25 protein-coding genes are annotated in these 23483 nt (G+C 64.1%); 18 read left to right on the top strand and 7 right to left on the bottom strand.

The genetic code is table 11. The features are described 5' to 3' along the window. Window positions 1–43 precede the first annotated feature (43 nt). Together GGR00_RS03345 and GGR00_RS03340 are read left to right on the top strand one after the other, a co-directional pair. The gene (locus GGR00_RS03345; RefSeq protein WP_055969543.1) at window positions 44–835 is read left to right on the top strand and encodes a GGDEF domain-containing protein; all 792 of its coding nucleotides are present in this window, start codon (window positions 44–46) and stop codon (window positions 833–835) included. A 136-nt stretch (window positions 836–971) separates the two neighbouring features. Further along, window positions 972–1283, top strand: coding sequence for a hypothetical protein (locus tag GGR00_RS03340; RefSeq protein ID WP_055969541.1), 312 nt, complete (start codon window positions 972–974; stop codon window positions 1281–1283). A gap of 54 nt (window positions 1284–1337) precedes the next feature. Here the strand turns inward: GGR00_RS03340 and GGR00_RS03335 are convergent, their stop codons facing one another. Continuing rightward, a complete protein-coding gene (locus tag GGR00_RS03335) occupies window positions 1338–3164 on the bottom strand; it encodes an ATP-binding protein (RefSeq protein WP_055969538.1) in 1827 nt (608 codons plus the stop codon). Between the two features lie 368 nt (window positions 3165–3532). Between GGR00_RS03335 and GGR00_RS03330 the strand changes: the two genes are divergently transcribed. The 3 genes from GGR00_RS03330 (at window position 3533) to GGR00_RS03320 (ending at window position 6695) form a co-directional block, all read left to right on the top strand. Next, on the top strand, window positions 3533–5317 hold the full coding sequence (locus tag GGR00_RS03330) for an acetolactate synthase 3 large subunit (RefSeq protein WP_280137921.1): 1785 nt from the start codon (window positions 3533–3535) through the stop codon (window positions 5315–5317). A 77-nt stretch (window positions 5318–5394) separates the two neighbouring features. Further along, on the top strand, window positions 5395–5967 hold the full coding sequence (ilvN, locus tag GGR00_RS03325) for an acetolactate synthase small subunit (protein ID WP_055969532.1): 573 nt from the start codon (window positions 5395–5397) through the stop codon (window positions 5965–5967). Between the two features lie 131 nt (window positions 5968–6098). Next, window positions 6099–6695, top strand: coding sequence for a LysE family translocator (locus tag GGR00_RS03320; protein ID WP_055969529.1), 597 nt, complete (start codon window positions 6099–6101; stop codon window positions 6693–6695). Here GGR00_RS03320 and GGR00_RS03315 read toward each other — a convergent pair whose 3' ends face one another. Both GGR00_RS03315 and GGR00_RS03310 read right to left on the bottom strand, forming a co-directional pair. Continuing rightward, the gene (locus GGR00_RS03315) at window positions 6696–7169 is read right to left on the bottom strand and encodes a DUF2269 family protein (RefSeq protein ID WP_184697857.1); all 474 of its coding nucleotides are present in this window, start codon (window positions 7167–7169) and stop codon (window positions 6696–6698) included. A 3-nt stretch (window positions 7170–7172) separates the two neighbouring features. Continuing rightward, entirely contained in the window at window positions 7173–8453 is a 1281-nt protein-coding gene (locus GGR00_RS03310; protein ID WP_055969524.1) for an SDR family oxidoreductase, read from the bottom strand. A gap of 99 nt (window positions 8454–8552) precedes the next feature. Between GGR00_RS03310 and nthA the strand changes: the two genes are divergently transcribed. From nthA to GGR00_RS03280, 6 genes are all read left to right on the top strand, one after another. After that, the gene (gene nthA, locus GGR00_RS03305) at window positions 8553–9167 is read left to right on the top strand and encodes a nitrile hydratase subunit alpha (RefSeq protein WP_055969520.1); all 615 of its coding nucleotides are present in this window, start codon (window positions 8553–8555) and stop codon (window positions 9165–9167) included. Further along, entirely contained in the window at window positions 9164–9823 is a 660-nt protein-coding gene (nthB, locus tag GGR00_RS03300) for a nitrile hydratase subunit beta (protein WP_055969517.1), read from the top strand. The genes nthA and nthB overlap by 4 nt, the downstream gene beginning before the upstream one ends. Next, the gene (locus GGR00_RS03295; RefSeq protein WP_055969514.1) at window positions 9810–10175 is read left to right on the top strand and encodes a nitrile hydratase accessory protein; all 366 of its coding nucleotides are present in this window, start codon (window positions 9810–9812) and stop codon (window positions 10173–10175) included. The genes nthB and GGR00_RS03295 overlap by 14 nt, the downstream gene beginning before the upstream one ends. Before the next feature lie 369 nt (window positions 10176–10544). After that, window positions 10545–10793 carry a type II toxin-antitoxin system VapB family antitoxin gene (locus GGR00_RS03290; RefSeq protein WP_055969510.1) on the top strand — a complete coding sequence of 83 codons (249 nt, stop codon included), beginning with the start codon at window positions 10545–10547 and terminating at the stop codon, window positions 10791–10793. Then, entirely contained in the window at window positions 10790–11185 is a 396-nt protein-coding gene (locus GGR00_RS03285; RefSeq protein WP_055969507.1) for a type II toxin-antitoxin system VapC family toxin, read from the top strand. The genes GGR00_RS03290 and GGR00_RS03285 overlap by 4 nt, the downstream gene beginning before the upstream one ends. A gap of 47 nt (window positions 11186–11232) precedes the next feature. Next, on the top strand, window positions 11233–12360 hold the full coding sequence (locus GGR00_RS03280) for an ATP-dependent DNA helicase (protein WP_184697854.1): 1128 nt from the start codon (window positions 11233–11235) through the stop codon (window positions 12358–12360). Between the two features lie 115 nt (window positions 12361–12475). Here GGR00_RS03280 and GGR00_RS03275 read toward each other — a convergent pair whose 3' ends face one another. Beyond that, window positions 12476–13348 (bottom strand): hypothetical protein, encoded by an 873-nt coding sequence (locus GGR00_RS03275; RefSeq protein WP_184697851.1) that lies wholly within the window; start codon window positions 13346–13348, stop codon window positions 12476–12478. Window positions 13349–13394: 46 nt separating this feature from the next. Next, a complete protein-coding gene (locus tag GGR00_RS03270; RefSeq protein WP_055969501.1) occupies window positions 13395–13793 on the bottom strand; it encodes a SpoIIAA family protein in 399 nt (132 codons plus the stop codon). Between the two features lie 127 nt (window positions 13794–13920). On the opposite strand from GGR00_RS03270, the gene GGR00_RS03265 reads away from it, so the two are divergent. The 6 genes from GGR00_RS03265 (at window position 13921) to ilvC (ending at window position 21135) form a co-directional block, all read left to right on the top strand. Then, entirely contained in the window at window positions 13921–14661 is a 741-nt protein-coding gene (locus GGR00_RS03265) for a pyridoxine 5'-phosphate synthase (protein WP_184697848.1), read from the top strand. Window positions 14662–14766: 105 nt separating this feature from the next. Continuing rightward, the gene (locus GGR00_RS03260) at window positions 14767–16683 is read left to right on the top strand and encodes a potassium transporter Kup (RefSeq protein WP_055969497.1); all 1917 of its coding nucleotides are present in this window, start codon (window positions 14767–14769) and stop codon (window positions 16681–16683) included. Between the two features lie 84 nt (window positions 16684–16767). After that, window positions 16768–18030, top strand: coding sequence for an FAD-dependent oxidoreductase (locus tag GGR00_RS03255; protein ID WP_184697845.1), 1263 nt, complete (start codon window positions 16768–16770; stop codon window positions 18028–18030). A gap of 51 nt (window positions 18031–18081) precedes the next feature. Continuing rightward, window positions 18082–19185, top strand: a complete 1104-nt coding sequence (locus tag GGR00_RS03250; RefSeq protein ID WP_246441260.1) for an OmpA family protein — start codon at window positions 18082–18084, stop codon at window positions 19183–19185. Between the two features lie 252 nt (window positions 19186–19437). Then, entirely contained in the window at window positions 19438–20091 is a 654-nt protein-coding gene (locus GGR00_RS03245) for a TetR/AcrR family transcriptional regulator (protein ID WP_184697842.1), read from the top strand. 24 nt (window positions 20092–20115) lie between these two features. Beyond that, window positions 20116–21135 carry a ketol-acid reductoisomerase gene (gene ilvC / locus GGR00_RS03240; protein ID WP_055969494.1) on the top strand — a complete coding sequence of 340 codons (1020 nt, stop codon included), beginning with the start codon at window positions 20116–20118 and terminating at the stop codon, window positions 21133–21135. A 136-nt stretch (window positions 21136–21271) separates the two neighbouring features. On the opposite strand, the gene GGR00_RS03235 is transcribed toward ilvC, so the two are convergent. Further along, the gene (locus tag GGR00_RS03235) at window positions 21272–21565 is read right to left on the bottom strand and encodes a PilZ domain-containing protein (RefSeq protein WP_055969492.1); all 294 of its coding nucleotides are present in this window, start codon (window positions 21563–21565) and stop codon (window positions 21272–21274) included. A gap of 115 nt (window positions 21566–21680) precedes the next feature. Further along, on the bottom strand, window positions 21681–22196 hold the full coding sequence (locus tag GGR00_RS03230; protein ID WP_184697839.1) for a BA14K family protein: 516 nt from the start codon (window positions 22194–22196) through the stop codon (window positions 21681–21683). Window positions 22197–22366: 170 nt separating this feature from the next. Here GGR00_RS03230 and GGR00_RS03225 point away from each other — a divergent pair, with 170 nt between their 5' ends. Further along, a complete protein-coding gene (locus GGR00_RS03225) occupies window positions 22367–23479 on the top strand; it encodes an endonuclease/exonuclease/phosphatase family protein (protein ID WP_184697836.1) in 1113 nt (370 codons plus the stop codon). The last annotated feature ends 4 nt before the right edge of the window (window positions 23480–23483 follow it).

Below are 23483 nucleotides of genomic sequence, written 5' to 3'. Positions count from 1 at the left end.
TCGCGGCATGGCATAAGGCCCTTAGGGATCAATCAGGGTAGCCATGCGCTTTCACAAGGCTGAAACCGCGTTTTTCGTCTTCATAGCGCTGATTTTGACCGCAGCGCTGGCGACCTTCTATGCCTGGACGCTTGTCGAGGGTCCGGCTGATGCGCTGTACATGCCCGGGCGCGTCGAGAGCATCGAAATTCTCCAGAAGCTGCTTTTGGCCATCGCCGTGCTCCTGGCTGGCACGCTGGTCTATGGGCTGTTCTTCATTTTCCCCGAGATACGAACCCAGGTGAAGGAAGGCGGCAAGCTGCGCGAGATGACGGCTTCGCTGAGTGCGCGCTCGCGCAATCTCGAACAGGCGGCCCTGACCGACGGGCTCACCGGCATGCAGAACAGGCGCTATTTCGACGACGCGCTGAGGGAGTATCTCGGGGAGTTCGGTCGCATCGACAAGCCGGTCGGATTGATGATCCTCGATCTCGATCATTTCAAGCAGGTCAACGACACCTACGGCCATGATGCCGGCGACGAGGTGTTGCGCTCCGTCGCCAAGTGCCTGCAGAGCATGACGCGTTACCACGACGTGGTGGCGCGGCTCGGCGGCGAGGAATTTGCCATCGTCGCACCCAACATGGACCTGGAGCTGCTGCAACGCGTTGCCGAGCGCATGCGCAAGGCGATCGCCTCGCTCGCCATCGAGACCGGTGGTGCCCAGCTCAACGTGACGTCCAGCGTCGGCCTGGCCTTGTGGGACAAGGAAGAGACCGCCGAGGAATTCTACCGCCGCGCCGACAAGCAGCTCTACGAGGCCAAGCGGCAGGGCCGCAACCGCGTCTGCGCCTGACTTTCGCCATCCCCGATCTCGCCATGCCGGCTTTTTCCCTGAACTTGCCGCTGGACGTCCTTCTTCATCGCAGCAACACTGGCTTGTCCGCTTGCCGGCCAAGGCTGCGGGTGCCCGAGTGCATAGGAGGAATGCGATGGACGAACCCGATCGGTGGCGAAACATGGCGAGCGCGCCGAAGGACGGCAGCCGCATCCTGGTGACGGTGCGTTCGTCGGAACAGGGACCGGCCGAGGTCGATGTCGCCTATTGGGCAAGGCCCGACGCGTTCGGCATCGAAGGCTGGCGTGCCGCAGACTCCTATCCGGGTTGCGTGATCGGCTACGCCGACCCGGAACTGAAGTGCTGGATGCCGTTGCCGAAGGCCAATCTGAGCAAGAATTCGCCCTTGATGCCGACGCCCTGGGAAGGCGAGGACGAGGAGCAACTGGACGGCTCGGGAATCTGAGGCGCTATAGCCGGCTTGGCCTGCCGCCTGCACCGGCAGCCTTCCTCAGAAATCTCAGCCGTTTGGCGGGCGTCCGCCAAACGTCGACGGACGCAAGCCGAAGCGGGTGTCGAAATCGTCGTCGGGCTGCGGCTTGGCCGGAGGCTTCTGATAGTCGCTGTCGCCAGCCTGGCGCTGGCTGTCGACGACCTCGGTGAAACCCATGGCTGCTGCCTGCGGCTTGGGCACGTTGCGCAGGCGCTCGACCACTGCCACAAGATCGACGTCGTCGCCACTGCCGGACGGGGCCTCCGCGGCCCGCTTGCCGGTGCCGGGAATGAGTTCGGCCGAGAGCTTTTCGAACTTCAGCCGCATGGTGGTGGCAACGCCTTCGCCGAAGGCGATGGCTTCGCGCTGGCCCATCGAGGACAGGAATGACAGGCTGGAAGCGGACGAGTCGGCAATCGCCGAACGGATGATCGCCTGGTCCTGCTCGTTGGCGAGCCGCATGGCAAAAACGGTCGAGCACTGCGAAAGGATCGTCGGGTCGAGTTCGCCAGGCCGCTGGGTCACGACGCCGAGATAGCAGCCATACTTGCGGCCTTCCTTGGCGATGCGCGACAGGGCGTGCCGGGTCGGCGCAAAGCCGAGGCGGTGGTCGGCGGGCATGTAGCGATGGGCTTCCTCGCACAGAAGCAGCAGCTTGAGCCGGCCTTCGCTCCACAGGGCAAGATCGAAGGCGAGGCGGGCCAGCACCGAGCAGACCGAATTGACCACTTCCGACGGCATGCCGGCCATCTCGAAGCATGTGACCGGGCGGCCATGGGTGGGGACGCGGAAGATGTTGCCGATCGTCTCGTGGATGGTGTCCTCGATCAGCCTGGAATGGAACATGAAGCGATAGCGCGGGTCGGCGAGGGCGGATTCGATGCGCGTCCTGAGCGATTTCAGGATCGGCCGCTCGTTCTTGGATTCGAGCAGGCCCATGCGCTCGTCGATCTGCTTGATGAGGTCAGCCATGCGGTAGGGGACCGGCGTGTCGGCGGTCAGCGCATCGACGCCGCGCCGCAGGAAGGCGCCGCCCTGCGGGCTGCGGTAGAGGTTTTTCGCCACCGGAATGAGGTCGCGCAGCACGTCGATCTCGTCGGCGTCGGTCTCGCGTCCGCGAAACAGCACTTCGGCGAATTCTTCGAGGCGGAACAGCCAGAACGGCAGGTCGAGCGTGTTGCTGTCGACCTTGACGCAGTATTCGGGCAGCGAGCCGGCGAACTCGTTGTGCGGGTCCATGATCAGCACGCGCAGGTCCGGCCGCGCGGCGATGGCCTTGCGCAGCAACAGCGAGACGGCAGTCGACTTGCCGACGCCGGTGGTGCCGACGACGGCGAAATGGCGGGCCAATGTCTCATCGATGGCGATGCAGGCATCGATGCTGTCGTCCTGCGACAATTGCCCGATGGTCACGGTGTGGCGGCCGGCAAGGTCGTAGACGGCCTGAAGGTCGCGGCTGCGGATGCGGTGGGCGATGGCACCGATATAGGGATAGGCAGTGATGCCGCGGTCGAAGACAGGCTTCTTGTCCGCGCCGACGTCACGGACTTCGCCGATCAGCTCGACATTGACCTCGATGGGGTTGTCGCCCTCGCTGCTCCAGGAACGATCCGACTTGGCGATGGAATAGACCAGTCCGATCGTCCGGGTTTCGCCGAGATTGATGCAGATCATGCGCCCGACCGTCCAGAGGCCGACCATGCTTGCGCTGCCGGTCTCGGCATAGGCGCTGATCACCGCGCGCGCACCGTCGCACTGCACGACGTTGCCGAGGATGCGGGCGTCATCCTGTTTCGGATCGCGCCGCTCCTGCGAGGTGGTTTCGCCACCCGCCGCCTGACGTTCGATGTACATTGATGCCACGTCCCTTATTCCCCAAGCCGCAAGGCTAGCGCAGCGCGGTTAAGGTCGGGTGATGGCGGATGGTATAGCCGGGGTTAACCGGAAAGCTGCAATTCGACCGTTGTGCCGGCAGCTGACGCTGCGGAAAATTTGCTCAGGTCAGGTTGACAGTTCGCGGTCATGCGCATTAACGTCCGCGCCCATGAACACGATACTCATTCTCGTAGTAGGATTGCGCATGGGCAAGGCGGTGTAACCGCCGGGCGAAATCCCCCATGCGCAAATGTGAAGGCTCCCTCGGGGGCCTTTTTTATTGCCCGAAACAGGACTAAACGAGCAGCAACCGCCGAGAACGGCGAAAAGGAAGACGGGACGGACCGATGAGCGGACATAGTGACAGCGGACGACGCGAAATGACCGGCGCCGAGATGGTGGTGCAGGCGCTGAAGGACAACGGCGTCCAGCACCTCTTCGGCTATCCCGGCGGCGCCGTCCTTCCGATCTATGACGAACTGTTCCAGCAGGACGACGTCCAGCACATCCTGGTGCGCCACGAGCAGGGCGCCGGCCACGCCGCCGAGGGTTATGCCCGCTCGACCGGCAAGGCAGGCGTGATGTTGGTGACCTCGGGGCCGGGCGCCACCAATGCGGTGACGCCGCTGCAGGATGCCTTGATGGATTCGATCCCACTGGTGTGCATCACCGGCCAGGTTCCGACTTCGCTGATCGGCTCCGACGCCTTCCAGGAGTGCGATACGGTCGGCATCACCCGGCCGTGCACCAAGCACAACTGGCTGGTGAAGGACGTCAATGACCTGGCCGGCATCCTGCACGAGGCTTTCCATGTCGCCACCACCGGCCGCCCCGGCCCGGTCGTGGTCGACATTCCCAAGGACGTGCAGTTCGCCAAGGGCATCTATACGCCGCCGCAGACCGCGCCGCGCACGTCCTACCAGCCCAAGGTCCAGGGCGACCTGGAAAAGATCAAGGAAGCGGTCGCACTGATGGCGGGGGCCAAGCGGCCGATCATCTATACCGGCGGCGGCGTGGTGAATTCCGGTCCCGAGGCCAGCCACCTGCTGCGCGAACTGGTTGACCTGACCGGTTTCCCGATCACCTCGACGCTGATGGGCCTGGGCGCCTATCCGGCTTCGGGCAAGAACTGGCTCGGCATGCTGGGCATGCACGGCAGCTACGAAGCCAACATGGCGATGCATGATTGCGACGTGATGATCTGCGTCGGTGCGCGCTTCGATGACCGTATCACCGGCCGTCTCAACGCGTTCTCGCCGAACTCGAAGAAGATCCACATCGACATCGACCCGTCGTCGATCAACAAGAACGTGCGCGCCGATGTGCCGATCCTGGGCGATGTCGGTCGGGTGCTGGAAGACATGGTGCGGCTGTGGCGGGCGACCGCCAAGGCGGACAAGAAGACGCTCTATCCATGGTGGGAACAGATCGCCAAGTGGCGCGCGCGCGACAGCTATGCCTATAAGCCCAACAGCGACGTGATCATGCCGCAATATGCCATCCAGCGGCTCTACGAGAACACGAAGCACCTGGATACCTACATCACCACGGAAGTCGGCCAGCACCAGATGTGGGCTGCCCAGCATTACGGCTTCGAGAAGCCGAACCGCTGGATGACCTCCGGCGGCCTGGGCACGATGGGCTATGGCCTGCCGGCGGCACTCGGCGTGCAGATCGCGCATCCCGAGGCGCTGGTCATCGACATTGCCGGCGACGCTTCGGTCCAGATGTGCATCCAGGAGATGAGCGCGGCACTCCAGTACGATGCGCCGATCAAGGTGTTCATCCTCAACAACTCCTACATGGGCATGGTGCGCCAGTGGCAGCAGCTGCTGCACGGCAACCGGCTGTCGCATTCCTACACTGAGGCGATGCCCGACTTCGTCAAGCTGGCGGAAGCCTATGGCGGCCACGGCATCCGCTGCGAAAAGCCCGATGAGCTCGACGATGCCATCAAGGAGATGATTTCGGTGAAGAAACCGGTGATCTTCGACTGCCGCGTGGCCACGCTCGCCAACTGCTTCCCGATGATCCCGTCGGGCAAGGCGCATAACGAGATGCTGCTGCCGGACGAGGCGACCGATGAGGCGGTGGCCAACGCCATCGACGCCAAGGGCCGCGAACTGGTCTGACGGATCGCGTGCGGCCTTCCGAAGAAGGCCGCACAATCAACGAGTTGGCGCAACCGCCTGAGATCGAGAATCATTCTATGAACGCACAGCTACAACCCACCGGTTCGGCCTATTTCATCGCCAAGGAAACCGAGAAGCCGGAAATCCACACCCTATCGGTGCTGGTCGACAACGAACCGGGCGTGCTTGCCCGCGTCATCGGCCTGTTTTCCGGCCGCGGCTACAACATCGAGAGCCTGACCGTCTCCGAAACCGAGCATGAGAAGCACCTGTCGCGCATCACCATCGTGACGCGCGGCACGCCGCACGTGCTGGAGCAGATCAAGCACCAGCTCGAGCGCATCGTGCCGGTGCATCGGGTCGTCGACCTGACCGTCACGGCGCAGGAACTGGGTACCGGCGGCGCGCTGGAGCGCGAACTGGCGCTGGTCAAGGTCTCCGGCACCGGCGACGCCCGCGTCGAAGCGCTCAGATTGGCCGACGCCTTCCGCGCCAAGGTGATCGACGCCAATACCGAGCATTTCATCTTCGAGCTGACCGGCAAGGTGTCGAAGATCGAGCAGTTCATCGCCATCATGAAGCCGCTCGGCCTGGTCGAGGTCTGCCGCACCGGCGTGGCGGCGATGAACCGCGGCCCGCAGGGCATGTGATCGGGGTCGGCGACTTCGGTCGCCGCCAACCTTTCCTGCAAACAGCATCTGGTACAAAGGTCCGTCCGGACCTGGTTTTTCCGCGCCCCCAAAAAAGAGACAATACTGCTGACATATTCAGAGGAGGCCGTATGTCGTCCGAAGCGTTTCTGGCACTGCTCGTCTATGCCTTCGTGACCTCGATCACGCCGGGGCCGAACAACTTCATGCTGCTTGCCTCGGGCGTGAATTTTGGCTTCGTGCGTACCATCCCGCACATGCTGGGCATCGGCATCGGCTTCCTGACACTGCTGCTTGGCGTCGGTTTTGGCCTCGGAGCGGTGCTATCTGCCTTTCCGATGCTGCATGGCGGCCTCAAGATTGCCGGCGGCGCCTATCTGCTCTATCTCGCCTGGCGCATCGGCATGTCGCGTTCGCTCGGCAAGGATGGCGAGGCGCAGGCGCGGCCGATGACGTTTCTCGAGGCCGCAGCGTTCCAGTGGGTCAATCCCAAGGCATGGGTGATGGCCGTGACTGCCATGGCCGTCTACACCAGCCCGGAATCGCCGTTTCTCTCCGTCCTCCTGATTTCCGGAGCCTTTGCCCTGGTCAACCTGCCAAGCGTGTCGAGCTGGGCCGGATTTGGCATGGTGTTGCGCGGGTTTCTTGCCGATCCGGTACGGCTGAAATGGTTCAACATCGGCATGGGCCTGCTGTTGGCGGCGACGTTGTGGCCGATGCTGAAATAGTCAGAACAATTCGATCGCCGGCCGCGTCAGCATCAGCCAGAAAATGGCAATGACGGCGAGGAAGGCCGGAAAGCCGCAGGCAAACCAGATACGGTAGAGCCTGTCATAGCGTTCCGGCAGCGGCCTGGCGGTGGCGGCGGACTGGCGGGCAAGCTTGCGCAGCTCGATCTGGATGAACACGACCGGCAGCCAGAACAGGCCGGTGAAGACGTAGAGCGCCAGCGACCACAGCAGCCAGCCTTCGCTGAGCGACCATCCGACCTCATGTGCCAGCCAGGCTCCCGAGACCGGTTGCAGGACTACGGCCGTCGTCGTGAACAGGAAGTCGGCGATAATAACGGTTCCTGCGACATGGGCGATGATTGTGGGGTCCCGGGTGCGATGGGCCATCACCATGAAGAAGGCGATGCCGGCACCGGTGCCCAGGAGCACCGCAGCGCCGACGACATGGACAAGGCGCAGCAGCTCTTCCATGACTCAGCGCTCTTCCAGGATGGCAAGCGCTGCGAGTGTCAGCGCGATCGACGGCAGGACCTTGACCAGGGGCCCGAGCGGGTCTGCCCAGAGGCTTGGCGCCAGCACGGTGGCAGCCGCGAGATAGCCGAGCGACACGGTTACCATGCCGATCAGCGCTGCCCTGGCGTGGCGGCGGATGGCAACACCCATTCCCAGGGCGATATCGGCAAGGCTGGTGCCCACCGTGGCGATGGCTGCGAGTGTGGGCGTCGCGCCGGCTGAAACCAGATGTGCCGCCGAAACGTCGAAGCGCAGCAGAGCGATGATGCCCGACAGCAGCCAGAACAGGCTCAACGTTGCAAACATCGCCGGCTTGAGCAGATAGAGCCTGGCAAACCAGAGGTCTTGCACCCCGGCGGGGTAGAGGTCGAGTGCTGCGGCCAGCGTAAGGAGGCGTCGGCCGGAATCCCGTGCGTGGCCGCTTATACCACCGGCTGCCACTTCGAGGGCGGTCGAACGCAAGGGCGAGCGCCAGCCAAGACGGCCGAGAAGATCGGCAATATGTGCGGTGAGGCGGGCGAACAGGCCGGGCAAGCGCACGGTCCGCGTTTCAGTCAGGCCGAGCCAGCGGCGGTGGACGGCCACGGCCTCGGCGAGCGAGAGCGTCTGATCGCTTGCAAGGTCGATGTCGCTGCCTGGCGCGATGTCGCCTGACAGGGCATCGAACACGGCGTCAGTGACATCGTCGAGGGACACGAACTGCATCCGGCTCTGGCCAAAGACCAGCGGGGTGATGACCGGGAATGCGGCCAGTGCGCGCAGGAGCGCGGAACCGCCATGCGCCGTCCGGCCGATGACGACGGCCGGGCGCAGGATGGCAAATGGCAGGCCGGAAGCGCGAAGGGCCGCGTCGGCCCGGCGTTTGGTGGCGAAGAACGGAGTGTCAGTGGCGACGTCGTCGGTGCGCGCCGAGACCTGGACGAAGATACGCAGCGAAGGTGCGGCGGCGCCATAGAGCGCGCTCATGGCGTCGAACTGGACTGCGGCGACATTGTCACGCGGACCGTCCTGCAACGCTCCGGCACAATTGACCACGGCGTCGATTTCCTTCAGCAACGGGCGCCAATCTTCTGGTCGCAGAAAGTGCGCCAGGTCAGCCTTGACCCATTGGATCCCCTGATGGCGGCGGGCGGCAGTCGCCGTGTCTCGCGCAAGTGCCGTGACGGACAGTCCGCGTGCCGCCAGCGACCGCGCCACTTCCGCCCCGATGAAACCGTTGCCGCCCAGAATCAGAACCCGCATCCGGCGACGATAGCGGGCGTCGGGCCAGTGGCGCAAACACAGGGCTGGACCAAGGGGCGGAGGCTTGTGCAGCACCGCGCGTGGGCTTAGCTTTCGACCATGTCACACGATCATGACCACGACCATCATGACAATGAACTGGACCCGATGGCTGCCCGGGTGCGGGCGCTGGAGACGATCCTGACCCGCAAGGGGCTGATCGACCCTGCAGCGATCGACGTCATCGTCGACACCTATGAGACCAAGGTCGGCCCACGCAACGGCGCTGCCGTGGTGGCGAGGGCCTGGAACGAGCCCGACTTCGCCGACTGGCTGAAGCGGGATGCGACCGCCGCGATCGCCTCGCTCGGTTTCACCGGCCGCCAGGGCGAGCACATGCAGGCGGTGTTCAACACCGACGAGACCCACAATCTGGTCGTCTGTACGCTGTGCTCCTGTTACCCGTGGCCGGTGCTTGGTCTGCCGCCGGTCTGGTACAAGGCGCCGCCGTACCGTTCGCGGGCGGTGATCGATCCGCGGGGCGTGCTCGAGGAATTCGGCCTGACGCTGCCCAGGGACAAAAAGATCCGCGTCTGGGATTCGACCGCGGAGCTGCGTTACCTCGTCGTGCCGCAGCGTCCCGACGGCACCGAAGGCTGGAGCGAGGCGCAATTGGCCGAACTGGTGACGCGGGACTCGATGATCGGCACCGGCGTTGCGCGGGGGGCTGCATGAACGGCCCCCAGGATCTCGGCGGCCAGATGGGCTTTGGCCCGGTGGCACCTGAAAAGGACGAGCCCTGTTTTCATGCCGAATGGGAAAAGCGCGCGCTCGGCGTGACGCTGACGGCCGGTGCCATGGGTGCCTGGAACATCGACGAAAGCCGGCATGCGCGGGAATCGCTGCACCCCGTCGACTATTATGCGTCGAGCTACTACGAAATCTGGATCAAGGGGCTGGAAACGCTGCTCAAGCGGCACAACTTCGTGACAGCCAACGACTTCGCGGTCGGCGATGCCGTCGATCCGGCGGCGACACCCAAGCGGGTGCTGAAGGCGGAAAACGTGCCGGCCGCTTTGGCAAAGGGCGGACCCTGCGACCGGCCGGTCGCCGCACCGGTGATTTTTGCTGTCGGGCAACGCGTGCGGACCAGGAACTTTCACCCCGCCGGCCACACCCGCCTGCCGCGTTATGCCCGTGGCAAGGAAGGCGTGATCGACGCGGTGCGCGAGGGCTATGTGTTCCCCGACACCAATGCGCATGGCAAGGGCGAGAACCCGCAGTGGCTCTACACGGTGGTGTTCGCAGCAAGCGAATTGTGGGGCGAGGGTGCCGACCCGACACTCGAAGTCAGCATCGACGCCTGGGAGAGTTATCTTGAGCCGGCATGAGGCGGGTTTGCCAGTCGGGCCAGAGGGCGTCGACGCACCGGTCTTCGCCGAGCCGTGGCAGGCCGAAGCTTTCGCCATTGTGGTCGCCTTGCACGAGCGAGGCCTGTTCACCTGGGCGGAATGGGCCGAGCGGTTGTCGGCAGAAGTGAAAAAACCCGGTGCTGCCGCCGACGGAAGCGACTACTACGAGCGATGGCTTGCCGCGCTCGAGCGGTTGATGGCGGAGAAGGGGTTCGCCGGGCGCGACGAGGTCGATGCGGTCGCCGCCGCCTGGGAGCGGGCTGCGCATGCCACGCCGCATGGCCAGCCGATCCTGCTGGAGAACGATCCGAAAAAGCATTCCGGTTTGTAACGACAGCCGAAAGCCATGTCGGCAATTGCTACCAGTTGATTGCCGGCGAGCTTCTGCGATTTGGCAAGATCGTTGCCCCGGGCATTGGTGAAGAATTCTGAAGCCATGGTATCGGAGGGTATAAATCCCTCTGGGAGGGGCAACGATTAAGCCCTTTGCCGAGCGCTGAAAGTCCGCTTGCCGTCGGCTGGCGAGGCCTCCGTCACGCAGAGGTTGGCCTTTCCGCCTCACTACAATGCCAGACGGGGCGCGCCACGGAGACGCTAGCACGCCGCTCGATGAGGCGTTCTGGAAGGTTGGATGTTCTTATTGTGTTCCGATGGTATATACGATACAATCGATGTGTTGACACCGTAAGGTTGTGTTGATATGATTTTGCACGTAAGAGATGAAGAGACGGATCGACTTGTCCGCGATCTCGCCAACCGGCGAGGGATAGGGATTACCGAGGCGATACGGGAAGCTGTCGAAGAGGCCTTGGCCGCTGAAAACAGCAAGCAGTCACTGTGGGAGCGTACGGCCGACTTGCGGGCCAAGGTTAGCGCATACCCGTTGACCGGCGAGGTTGCCGACAAGCAATTTTATGACAGTCTTTGGGGCGAGGAGGACGCCGAGTGAGCTTCGTGGACAGCTCCGCTCTTGTGGCGCTGATTGCTGCCGAACCCGAGGGCGAGGCAATTGCTGCGCAGCTTGAAAAGCAACCGCCGCATTTCACGTCTCCACTTGTGATGTTCGAAACAGTGGTGGCGCTCTGCCGCATTCGGCGGGTGCCGATAGACCAGATTACGTTTGTCGTTCATGACTTTTTGGCGCGCGCCCGCATCGCAATTGAGCCGGTAGAGGCCGACACCTACATCACAGCCCTTCAAGTATATGAGCGCTACGGTAAAGGTTCCGGCCATCCGGCACGGCTGAATTTCGGCGATTGTTTTTCCTATGCTGCAGCAATCCGCTCTGGCGTTCCGTTGATTTACAAGGGCAACGATTTCGCCCAAACCGATCTCGCCTGATCGGCAAATCCCTTGCCCTTCGCGTCCGAATCCTGTCAGTCAAGCCCATGGAATTCTCACCTCAGCAGGATGATGCGCTGCAGGCCGTGGCGCGGTGGCTCAAATCGGGAAAGCCGCAGGTTTTCCGCCTGTTCGGCTATGCCGGCACCGGCAAGACGACGTTGGCGCGCTATTTCGCCGAGCATGTCGATGGCCAGGTGCAGTTCGCCGCCTTCACCGGCAAGGCCGCCCAGGTGCTGCGCTCAAAGGGCGCCACCAATGCGCGCACCATCCATTCGCTGATCTATCGGCCGAAGGGCGAGGAGGCGATTGCCGACGAAGCGACCGGCAAGACCTCGATGTCGCCGACCTTCTCGCTCAACCGCCAGAGCCCGATCGCCAAGGCCAAGCTCGTGGTCATCGACGAATGTTCGATGGTCGACGAACAACTCGGCCGCGATCTCCTGACATTCGGCACGCCAGTGCTGGTGCTCGGCGACCCGGCGCAGCTGCCGCCGATTTCGGGCGGCGGCTTCTTCACCGAACATGAGCCGGACTTCCTGCTCACTGAGATCCATCGCCAGGCACGCGACAACCCGATCATCCGGCTGGCACTCGACGTGCGCGAGGGCCGCGAGTTCATGCGCGGCGACTACGGCACCGCGCAGGTGATCGGCAAGGAAGACGTGAACCAGGATCTGGTGCTGGGCGCCGACCAGGTGCTTGTGGGCACCAACCGCACGCGCCGGCGCTACAACCAGCGGCTGCGCGAGCTCAAGGGTTTCACCGCCGGTTATCCGCAGGCCGGCGACAAGCTGGTGTGCCTGCGCAACGACCCGGCCAAGGGCCTGCTCAACGGCTCGCTGTGGAAGGTGATGACCTCGTCGCGCGAGACGGTGAAGCCCGGCATCAATCTTCTGGTGGCGCCGGAGGAAGACGATCCCGACCGCGGCGTCGCCAAGATCAAGCTGTTGAAGCAGGTGTTCGAGAGCCCGGACGAAGAAATCCCCTGGGGCACCAAGAAGCGATACGACGACTTCGACTATGGCTACGCGCTGACGGTGCACAAGGCGCAGGGCTCGCAGTGGAACAATGTCGTGCTGTTTGACGAGAGCTGGGCCTTCAAGGACACGCGCCAGCGCTGGCTCTATACGGCGATTACCCGTGCGGCCGAACGGCTGACAGTCGTTCGGTAGGGGATACGGCCGCACGAAAAGGGCCGTTGCGTGCGCTTCCGCTGCTCAACTGCAAGGCCCGTTCGGCTGTCGAAATGCGTCGTTGCCGGCCGTGGAGCCGAGCGCCTGCTCGCCGTCAGGTTACGATCTCGAACAGAACCGCCGTCGCGTCATCCGAGACCTTGAAGCGGGGAAACTGCTTGCCGTCGGGGTCTTCGGTCAACTCGATGTGGCGCAATTCCTCAAGCAGCGGAGCAAGGCCGGCGGTGCCCGCGGCAGCTACAAATCCGGCGGCGTCGTAGCGGCCGTATTGATCGACGAGGGCGGCGAAGCCGTCGCTGCAGAGAAGACCCCTGGCCGGAAGGGAGGGCGCGAGCGTTTCGGTGACGAGATGCTCGGCGGCAGACGGCTCGATGCCAAGCGTCCAGACCGAGCCGCCGACGCGGTTGTAGTCGGCGCGGTGGCGGCGCAGTTCCTCGCGCACGCCCGGAGCATCGGCCAAGGCCTGATGGGTGGCAAATCCGCCGGCATGAGCGATGGCCGCGCGTGCGCCGTCGCGCTCCTGGGCGGACGCCCCCTTGATGGCGCTGGTGCTGAGGGTGCTGCCGTCGGCGCTGAGCAGGAACAGCCGGCAGTCGCCAAGGCCGTGGGTGACGATCTCGTCGCCTTCGATCCGGACCATTTGGAAGCTTGCCACCGGCAGGTTCCACGGCTCGATCGGCAGCGCCGGCGCGGCCTCGTGCACGACATTGGCGGCGCGCTGGTTGAGTTCGCGCACGACATCGGCCATCGGGCGGCCGTTGCGGGCCAGTTCTTCGAACGTGCTCCGGGCAAAACGGGCCAGCCAGGCCGCGTCCGAGCCATGCAGGCCGACGAGGCTGGCGCCGCCGAGGCCGGTGGCGCCGTCGATGACGAAGGCGCAGGTGGCGTTGCCGCCGGCGCTGTCCTCGTTCGGGCGGTTGATGGAGCCGGGGGCGGTGATCGAATCTATGATGCGGATGCTGGGCATGATGGAGCTGTCTGGCGCGCGGCCGTGACCGGAGTGTGACCGCAGGCTATTCGACTGGCCTTGCGCCAAGCCATTGCCATGCCTCGGCCTCGTCGGCATCGCCGAAATGCCTGGTTTCGATCGAGGTGAGCGGCGCAAACAGGCCGACGACCGGGCCCATCCAGGCGGGGCCGCCGACCAGCGCATAGCGCCTGATATGGTGCAGTGCCTTCATCTTGCCCTTGAAGGTAAGAGGATCGAAAAGCGCCGACCAGTCGAAGCCGTCATAACCCGATGCTCGCAGCAAAACGTCGATCTTTTCATGGCCTTCGTAGGCCGCGTCGAGCAGGCCATAGGCGTTTTCGATGTCGGCCTGGGTGAAATGGCCGACGATCTCAAAAGCAAAAACCTCGCTGTTGTCGGTGTCGATGCGCCGGAAAGGCGGTGGGGCATCCATGGATTTCATTGGTGTCCTCCTCGCTGGCCGTCTGGCGGTTTTTGGCTGCAACGACATTGGAACACATAAAAGCGCTCTCTGTTCCCGGCCAAGGCGTGTTAGGTGCGTTCGTCTCAAGATTTGCCGTGAGTTGCCGATGCCCGCCAAGCTCTCCGTGAACGTCAATGCCATCGCCATGCTGCGCAACCGGCGCGACCTGCCATGGCCCAGTGTGACCGGCCTGGGCCGGCTGGCACTTGCCGCCGGCGCGCATGGGCTGACCGTGCATCCGCGTCCGGACCAGCGGCACATCCGCTTTTCCGACGTGCCTGAGCTGCGGGCGCTGATCGACGACGAGTTTCCGAAGGCAGAATTCAACATCGAAGGCTATCCGAGCGAGGATTTCCTCCAACTGGTCGAGAAGCACCAGCCGGAACAGGTGACGCTGGTGCCGGACGATCCGTCGCAGGCGACTTCCGACCACGGCTGGGACTTTGCCGCCCAGGCGGGGCTGCTGAAGCCGGTGGTGGCGCGGCTCAAGAAGGGCGGGTTCCGTGTCTCCCTGTTTGCCGACGCCGATCCTTCCGGTGTCAACACTGCGCGCGATACCGGCGCGGACCGGATCGAGCTGTTCACCGGGCCCTATGGCGCCTGCCACGACGATCCCGCCGGGGCAGAGAAGCAATTGGAAATGCTCGGTAAAACCGCGGATGCCGCGATCGCTGCCGGCCTCGCGGTCAATGCCGGCCACGACCTGGTCGTGGACAACCTGCCACTGCTGATGCGCGGCATCCCGAAGCTGGCGGAAGTGTCGATCGGCCATGGCCTGACGGCAGATGCGCTGGAATACGGCATGACCGGTACGATCAAGCGATATCTGAAGGCCTGCGGGTGGTAGAACGCATGCGCCGGCTGCAAGGGTTGAACATTAGCTGTCGCAAAACAGCTGTTGCTTTTGCATTGCAGCAAGCGTAGAGCCCCGCGGCTTCACGGAGAGTCGTCCATGACCGATGCCGGCCCTGACAAGGCGAACACGAGCGGGCAGGCGGTCCAGACGGACGGCCATTCCCACGACATCAGGATTCTCGTGCTTGGTGCGCTCGGCGTCGTCTTCGGCGATATTGGCACGAGCCCGATCTACGCCTTCCGCGAGGCCCTGGTGGCGTCGGCCGGCGGCGAGGTCGCTTCCCGCGAAGACATTCTCGGCGTGCTGTCGCTGATCATCTGGGCGCTGACCATCATCGTCACCGTCAAATACGTCATGTTCGTGCTCCGGGCGCACAACCGGGGCGAGGGCGGAACGCTGTCGCTGATGGCGCTGGCGCGGCGCAGCCTGCCCAAGCGGTCGGGTATCATCCTGGCGCTCGGCATGGTCGGCGCTGCGCTGTTTTATGGCGATGCGGTGATCACGCCCGCGATTTCCGTCCTTTCGGCGGTGGAGGGCATGAATGTCGTGACGCCGGCGTTCCAGCCCTATGTCGTGCCGCTGACGCTGGTGATCCTGGCGGCGCTGTTTTCGGTCCAGCGCTTCGGCAGCGGCGGCGTGGCAACCGTGTTCGGGCCGATCACCCTGGTCTGGTTCCTGGCCATCGGCTATTCGGGCATCGTCCACATCGCCGACGACCCCGAAATCCTGCTGGCGGTCAACCCGATCTACATCGTGAAGTTCCTGGTCAACCAGCCGGAGGTGTCGTTCGTCACCATCGGCGCCATCTTCCTCGCGGTGACCGGCGCCGAGGCGCTTTATGCCGACCTCGGCCATTTCGGCCGCCGGCCGATCGTGCTGGCCTGGCTGTGCATCGTCTTTCCCTGCCTGCTGCTCAACTATGTCGGGCAGGGCGCTTTCGTGCTCTCGCACAACGGCACGGTGGGCCATCCGTTCTTCGAGATGAACGAGGGCTGGATGCTGGTGCCGATGGTGGTGCTGGCGACGGCTGCGACCGTCATCGCCAGCCAGGCGGTGATCACCGGCGCCTATTCGTTGACGCGCCAGGCCGTGCAGCTCAACATGCTGCCACGCCTGGTCATCCAGCACACGTCGGAGACGACGCAGGGCCAGATCTACATGCCGCGCGTCAACCTGCTTTTGGCCCTGGTGGTGATGCTGCTGGTCGTCGGTTTCGGCGAGTCGAGCGCGCTCGCCTCGGCCTATGGCATTTCGGTGACCGGCAACATGCTGGTCACGACGCTGCTGCTGTCGGTGGTGATGCTGCGCATCTGGCGCTGGAAGGCCGCCGTCGTCGTCGTGGCGATCTCGATCTTCGGCCTGATCGACATCGGCTTCTTCGCGTCCAACATCGTCAAGGTGTTTGACGGCGGCTGGGCATCGCTGGCCGTCGCCTTCACCATCGTCCTGATCATGTGGACCTGGGTGCGCGGTAGCCGCTATCTCTTCGACAAGACCCGCAAGAACGAAATCCCGCTCGACTTCCTGGCGGGCAGCCTGATCAAGAAGAAGCCGCACCTGGTGCCCGGCACCGCAGTGTTCCTGACCAGCGACCCCGACAGCGCGCCGACCGCGCTGATGCACAGCCTCAAGCATTACAAGGTGCTGCACGAGCAGAACGTCATCCTGTCGGTGGTGACGGCGCAGCAGCCGATCGTGCCCGATAGCGAACGCGTCAAGATGGAGCAGGTCAACGAGCTGTTCATGCGCGTGAAGCTGAAGTTCGGCTACATGGAGCAGCCAAACATTCCCAAGGCGCTGGCCATCTGCCGCAAGCAGGGCTGGAAGTTCGACATCATGACGACGTCGTTCTTCCTGTCGCGCCGCTCGCTCAAGGCGTCACCCAATTCGGGCATGCCGGCATGGCAGGACAGGCTGTTCATCGGGCTGGCGCGTACTGCGGCAGATGCGACCGAATATTTCCAGATTCCGACCGGGCGTGTGGTCGAGGTCGGCACCCAGGTCTCGATCTGACGTCCTTGCCGGACCTTGGCTAGGGCGAAGTGTAGCATTGCCAAAGCGCGGCCATCCGTGAATTTTGCCGCGGATGGGGTGCGCATGAACGGTCGAAATCTTCAAATAGCAATTGCCGGCGCCGGGCCGGCCGGGCTTGCCGCGGCCCTCTACCTGCAGCGGGATGGCCATCGCGTCACCGTTTTCGAACGCTTTGCCGAGCCGAGGCCAGTAGGGTCTGGGCTTATCCTGCAGCCGACCGGATTGACGGTGCTCGACGATATGGGCCTGATCGATGAAATTCGCATGCTTGGCAGCCGGATCGACCGGCTGCATGGCACGGATGCGGCGAGCGGGCGGACCGTGCTCGACGTCCGCTACGATGCGCGTCCGGGCGGACGCTTCGGCGTCGCCGTGCATCGTGCGGTTCTGTTCGGCACGCTTTATCGCGCGGCCCAACGGGTGGGCATCGAGGTTGTCACCGACGTTGAACTCGATGCGGTGGAGCCTGGCGGGCGAACCCGGCTTGTCGACGACAAGGGGCGCGGCCTCGGGTCATTCGATCTCGTCGTGGACGCCACTGGTTCGCGCTCCAAGCTGCGCCGTAGTGCCGGCCTCGCTGGGGAGCCAAAGCCGCTCGCTTATGGTGCATTCTGGACCTCGCTCGACTGGCGCGGCGAAGGCTTTGACGAGCGCGCGCTGTCCCAGCGCTATCGCCGCGCCAGCGTGATGATTGGTGTCCTGCCGATCGGACGCGCGGAAGCGGAGGGGCGGAAGATGGCGGCGTTCTTCTGGAGCCTGAAGCCGACCGACGCCGAACGCGTGCAAGCCGACGGCCTGGCTGCCTGGAAGGCCCAGGTGGCAAGGCTGTGGCCGGAGAGCCAGGCCTATCTCGACCAGATCGAGGATTTCGAGCAACTGACGCTGGCCCGCTATGGCCACTTCACCTTGGCGCAACCGGCAGCGCGGGGCTTTGCCGTCATTGGCGATGCCGCGCATTCGACCAGCCCGCAACTGGGGCAGGGCGCAAACATGGCTCTGCTCGACGCGGCATCGCTCGCCTATGCCCTGAGGCAGGCAAGCGATGTGGACGCGGCGCTTGCCAGCTATCTCCGGGCGCGGCGCTGGCACGTCAGGCTGTTCCAGGCGCTCTCGCTGGTCTTCACGCCGTTCTACCAGTCGGACTCGATGCTTTTGCCGTTTCTGCGGGACAGTCTCGTTGCGACCGTCGCCAGGATCCCGCCGACGCCACAGCTTCTTGCTTCCATCGTCGCCGGCACGCTGATCGATCCGTTCGCGCCGGCGGGGCTCGAGGAGGCGGATTGGACGAGCCGCAGCGATGAGGGGGCTGCTCGAATCCCGGCTTGAGCCATGCTGCGGTTGTGGCTACGTTGCGTCACATTCAACCGAGGGGCTGTGATGTCGGGGTTCATGCTGCGCGGAATTCGCAAGGTGGTGGCGGCGGCAGTCCTGCTTGCCCTGGGCTGCATGCCGGCGCTGGCGGATGCGACAATTCCCACTGCCGACATCGAGGGTGCTGCCGACAATGCGCTCGCCAAGCGCTATGAAGGCGCGTTCATCGTCTACTACCAGAAGCTCGACTACACAGATTTCAGCGTGCCACTGGCGCCGCTGAAGGCGGATCCCGACACGGACAAACGCGACAAGAACAACAATTCCGTGTTCAAGCCGGAAAAAGCGGAAGAGGTCGAGGGTTCGCTCACCCGCCTCTTTTATGTGCTGCCGGACGGCCGTTCGCCGCTCGAAGTGCTGCGCAACTACCAGGACGTGGTGCAGGCTGCCGGCGGCGAAGTCGTCTTCGAATGCAAGAAGGAGGAGTGCGGCGGCGACGCCTCGCGCTCGGCTTCGAGCGGCGGCGGTGACATGAGCCTGATGATGAACTTCTTCTATGACAGCGAACTCGGGGTGGAGGCATTTTCGAATGCCGCGTGCGTGGCCTCGTCAGGGGTCGCTGACCAGCGCTATTTCACCGCCAAGGTTCCACGCGACGGCGGCGACGCATATGTCACGGTGCAGACGTTCCAGTTGCTCGACGATCTCTACTGCAAGGAGCTGAATGCGCGCACGATCGCCATCGTGCACGTGCTGGAGCCCAAGGCGCGCGACAAGAAGATGGTGCTGGTGGAAGCGGCCAAGATGGCGGATTCATTGTCGGCGAGCGGCGCCATCTCGCTCTATGGCATCTTTTTCGACACCGACAAGGCCGACATCAAGCCCGAATCGGAGCCGACATTGAAGGAGATCGCCAAGCTGTTGGGGGACGATCCGGCACTTGCGGTGGCTGTCGTCGGCCACACCGACAACCAGGGCAAGTTCGACTACAACGTCGACCTGTCCAATCGCCGCGCCGCTGCGGTGAAATCCGCTCTCGTTTCGCAATTCGGCATCGACGGTGGGCGCCTGACGGCGGCAGGGGCGGGGATGATGGCGCCGGTTGCCAGCAACGACAATGACGAGGGGCGGGCCAAGAACCGGCGCGTTGCGCTGGTCAAGTTGAACTAACCTCCGGAGCATCTGGCCAACACGGGAAGCGGCCTTCGCGCGGCAACGCAGGTGTGTGCGATTGCGTTGTCGCCGGGCGTTTTTTCCGATTGGCGGCGGACTTGGCGCTTTCGACTTCGCGACCCAGCCAACTAAATTCCGACAAGGCGAACTTGCCCATTGCGAGGCCATGAAATTTGCGGCATAAGCCGAACCGTAACGTACGGTACGGCGCCGCAGGGCGCGCCGGGCCACGATCCACGGCAGGCGAAGATGCTGCAGGCAGTCACCGAGATGATGGAAGGCGAGGGGCCGACGGCGCGTCAGCAGGACGTGCTTGACGCGGTGCTGCGCCTGCTCGTCGAAGAAGGTGACCGGCTGACCATGACCGCCGTTGCCCGGCGCGCCAGCTGCTCCAAGGAGACGCTCTACAAATGGTTCGGCGACCGCGACGGCTTGCTGACGGCCACCGTGCAGTGGCAGGCCTCGAAGGTGCGGGTGCCGCCGGTCGACCGCAAGGGACTGGACCTCGTCTCGCTGACGGCAAGTCTCGAGCGCTTCGCCTCCGATTGGCTTAGGGTGATCTCAAGCGACACGTCGATTGCGCTCAACCGCGTGGGGGTCGTGCATGCCGGCTCGGACAAACGCGACCTTGGCGCTATCGTGCTCGAGCGTGGCCGTTTTGCTCTCGGCCGCAGGCTCAAGCCGGTGCTGGAAGCGGGCCGCGAGGCGGGGCTTCTCGAATTCGACGACGCCGAGGAGGCGTTCCGAACCTTTTTCGGGCTGGTCGCGCGGGACGTGCAGATACGTCTGCTGCTCGGCGACCGGCTGGAATTGACTGCTGCGGGGATCGACGGCGATGCCGCGCGTGCAACGCAGCAGTTTCTTGCTCTCCACGGAGCGAAAACCGGGCCCAGGGCCCTCTAATCTAAACCGGGAAGGAACCCACCAATGCGTGTCTATTACGATCGTGATGCCGATCTCAACCTGATCAAGGGCAAGAAGGTTGCCATCATCGGCTACGGCAGCCAGGGCCGCGCGCACGCGCTGAACCTCAAGGATTCGGGCGCCAAGGAACTCGTCGTTGGCCTCAAGGCCGGCTCGGCGACCGCCAAGAAGGTCGAAGCCGACGGCCTCAAGGTCATGACGGTTGCGGAAGCTGCCAAGTGGGCCGACCTGATGATGATGGCGACGCCTGACGAACTGCAGGCCGACATCTATCGCGACGAGATCGCTCCGAACATCCGCGACGGCGCCGCCATCGCTTTCGCGCACGGCCTCAACGTGCATTTCGGCCTGATCGAGCCGAAGAAGACCGTCGACGTGCTGATGGTTGCGCCGAAGGGCCCGGGCCACACCGTGCGCGGCGAGTACCAGAAGGGCGGCGGCGTGCCGTGCCTGGTCGCCGTTCACCAGGACGCCTCGGGCAACGCGCTCGATCTCGGCCTGTCCTACGCCTGCGGCGTTGGCGGCGGCCGTTCGGGCATCATCGAGACCAACTTCAAGGAAGAGTGCGAAACCGATCTGTTTGGCGAGCAGGTCGTGCTTTGCGGCGGCCTGGTCGAGCTGATCCGCGCCGGCTTCGAGACGCTCGTCGAGGGCGGCTATGCCCCCGAAATGGCCTATTTCGAATGCCTGCACGAAGTGAAGCTGATCGTCGACCTGATCTATGAGGGCGGCATCGCCAACATGAACTACTCGATCTCGAACACCGCCGAGTGGGGCGAGTACGTGACCGGTCCGCGCATCATCACCGACGAGACCAAGGCCGAGATGAAGCGCGTCCTCAAGGACATCCAGACCGGCAAGTTCACCTCGGACTGGATGCAGGAGTACCGTTCGGGTGCGGCCCGCTTCAAGGGCATCCGCCGCAACAACGACAGCCACCAGATCGAGGAAGTCGGCGCGAAGCTGCGCGCGATGATGCCCTGGATCGCCAAGAACCAGCTGGTCGACAAGACCAAGAACTAAGAAGCCCGTCTCAATTCGCTCCTGCCGCAGCCTTCAGCGCGGCAGTGGCGAATTGCTCCGGATTTCCATGGCGTTCGGCGCCAGACTCAAAAAAGGCCGGCGGGGCAGTCCGTCGGCCTTTGTCGTTGCGGGGGGATCAGCCGTAGTGCCAGGCCGGTTTCGGCTCGGTGCCTTCGAACTGCACGCCGACGCGGTCGTTCTTGCGCCAGCGCACGACGCAACGGTAGCCGATGCCATCGACCGGGACATAGAGCAGGAAGCGCTCGGGCACGCGCGCGTCGGCGCTGACGCGCAGCTCGGCGCCGTTCTGGTGCATGTTGCGCACCGTGACGCTGATTTCCGAATTGGCGACACCGGTGATGATGGTGGCGCCCTTGAGCACGCGATTGCGGTGCTCGCGCCGGTTGTTGATTTCTGCGTCGTCGCTCATTCGCTCGGTCCATGCGCGTGCAGGCAAACGACCGCACGCTGCGGAGGGTCCTAGCGTGGACATGTAAACACGAGGTTTTTGGGGCGGCGCCCACCTTGCCGGCGCCGCCTGAGCGTCAGCTATAGGGCGACCAGCACTGTTGGCGCGGCCCGTTGTAGGGCTGGAACGTGTTGTCCCAGGCGCGGTACGAGCGATAGCGGTTGTAGCACCACCTGACATGCACCGACGACAGGCCGCCGCGATAGACACGGCGAGGCTGCACGTAGCGCGGCTGGTAGTAGCGCGGCTCGTCGTAGCGGTAGGCCGGGATGCCGAAATTCAGATAGATCCCGGTGCCGCCCCAATTGCGCCGGTGCGGACGATGCCGCCAGCGCCGGTCGTCGCGCCAGCGATCACCGCGCCAGTTGTTGTGGCGCCAATTGTCGCCACGCCAGCCGTCGCGGCGGCCATAGCGACGGCAGTCACCACGGATTTCGCAGAGCTGACTGGCGACGGGGATGATGTTCGTGGCCGCCCGGGGAGCCGCCGGCAGCTGACCAAGACCAATCGGACCGGCCGACGCTGCCAGCGGCAGGCCGGCAACAAGGCCGAATGCGAGCATACCTGAGCGCAAGAAGGATGAGAGTTTCATTTTCGTCGTCTCCTGACGTTCGAATGTCAAAGGCCCCATGCCCCCAATCTTCGATGGAGATCACACATGTTCGGCTTCTCAGCCTGAACGTGCAATGAACGGCGCGGGTTCCCGCCGTCCCGTTGTTTGCGCTCTTGTGTTTGGGCCGACATGAAGGCAATGCTCGCGCCATGTCGCTGCGCCTTGCCACCTTCAATGTCGAGAACCTGATGAACAGGTTCGATTATTCCGGCTACCGCAACCAGCTCAACGAGGATCGAGCGCTTGCGCTGTTCGAGATCCGCAGCGAGGCCGAGTACCGGTTGCTGGAGCAGGCGCGGGCCATCGCGCACGCCGACGACATGCGCCAGCTGACTGCGCTGGCGATCGCCGAGACCCGCGCCGACATCATCTGCCTGCAGGAGGTCGACAACATCGAAGCGCTGAAGGCGTTCGAGTACGGCTATCTCTTCAAGATGGTGGGGCAGGGCTACCAGCACAAATACACCACCTCGGGCAATGATTCGCGCGGCATCGACGTGGCGGTGATGATGCGGGCCGAGACGGCGCACGGCCAGCCGATCGAATTCGTGCGCATGACCAGCCACGCCCATGTCACCTTCGAGCAGTTCGGGCTGCATACGCCTGAGCTCGCAGCACTCGGGCAGGAGCCGTTCGAGCGCATCTTCCGGCGCGATTGCCTCGAGATCGACGTCAAGATCGGCGGCAAGCCGCTGACCATCTATTCGGTGCACTTCAAGTCGATGGGCTCGCCGCGAAACGGGCTGAACGGCCGTGATGCGACGATGCCGATCCGCATCGCCGAGGCCAAGGCGGTGCGGCGGATCATCGAGGACCGCTTCGGCAAGGACCATGTCGGCGAGCGGCGCTGGGTGATCTGCGGCGACATGAACGACTACCGCGAGCGGGTGGTCATCGGCGGCGATGCCTATCAGGGCTACAGTTTCACGCCGGTCCAAGAGACCACCTCATGCCTCGACGTGTTCCTGGCCGACGGTTTTGCCGAAAATGTCGTCGAGAGACGACCCGAGATGGAGCGCTGGACGCTCTACCATACGCGCGGGCCGCTCGAGCGGCACCTGTGCCAGCTCGACTACATCCTGTTGTCGCCGGCGCTGGCGAAGGCAAACGGCCAAGCCGTACCCGACATCGTCAGACGCGGACAGCCCTGGCGCACCATCTTCCCGCCGGGGCAGGAGGTGGAACGTTATCCGCGCGCCGGCTGGGACAGGCCCAAGGCCTCCGACCACTGTCCGGTGGCCGTGACCCTCGACATCACCTGAGAGG

The sequence above is a fragment of the Aminobacter aganoensis genome, assembly GCF_014206975.1.
Lineage (GTDB): Bacteria > Pseudomonadota > Alphaproteobacteria > Rhizobiales > Rhizobiaceae > Aminobacter > Aminobacter aganoensis.
The sequence above is the reverse complement of the archived record's forward strand: the minus strand, read 5'-3'. Positions and strand labels throughout refer to the sequence as shown.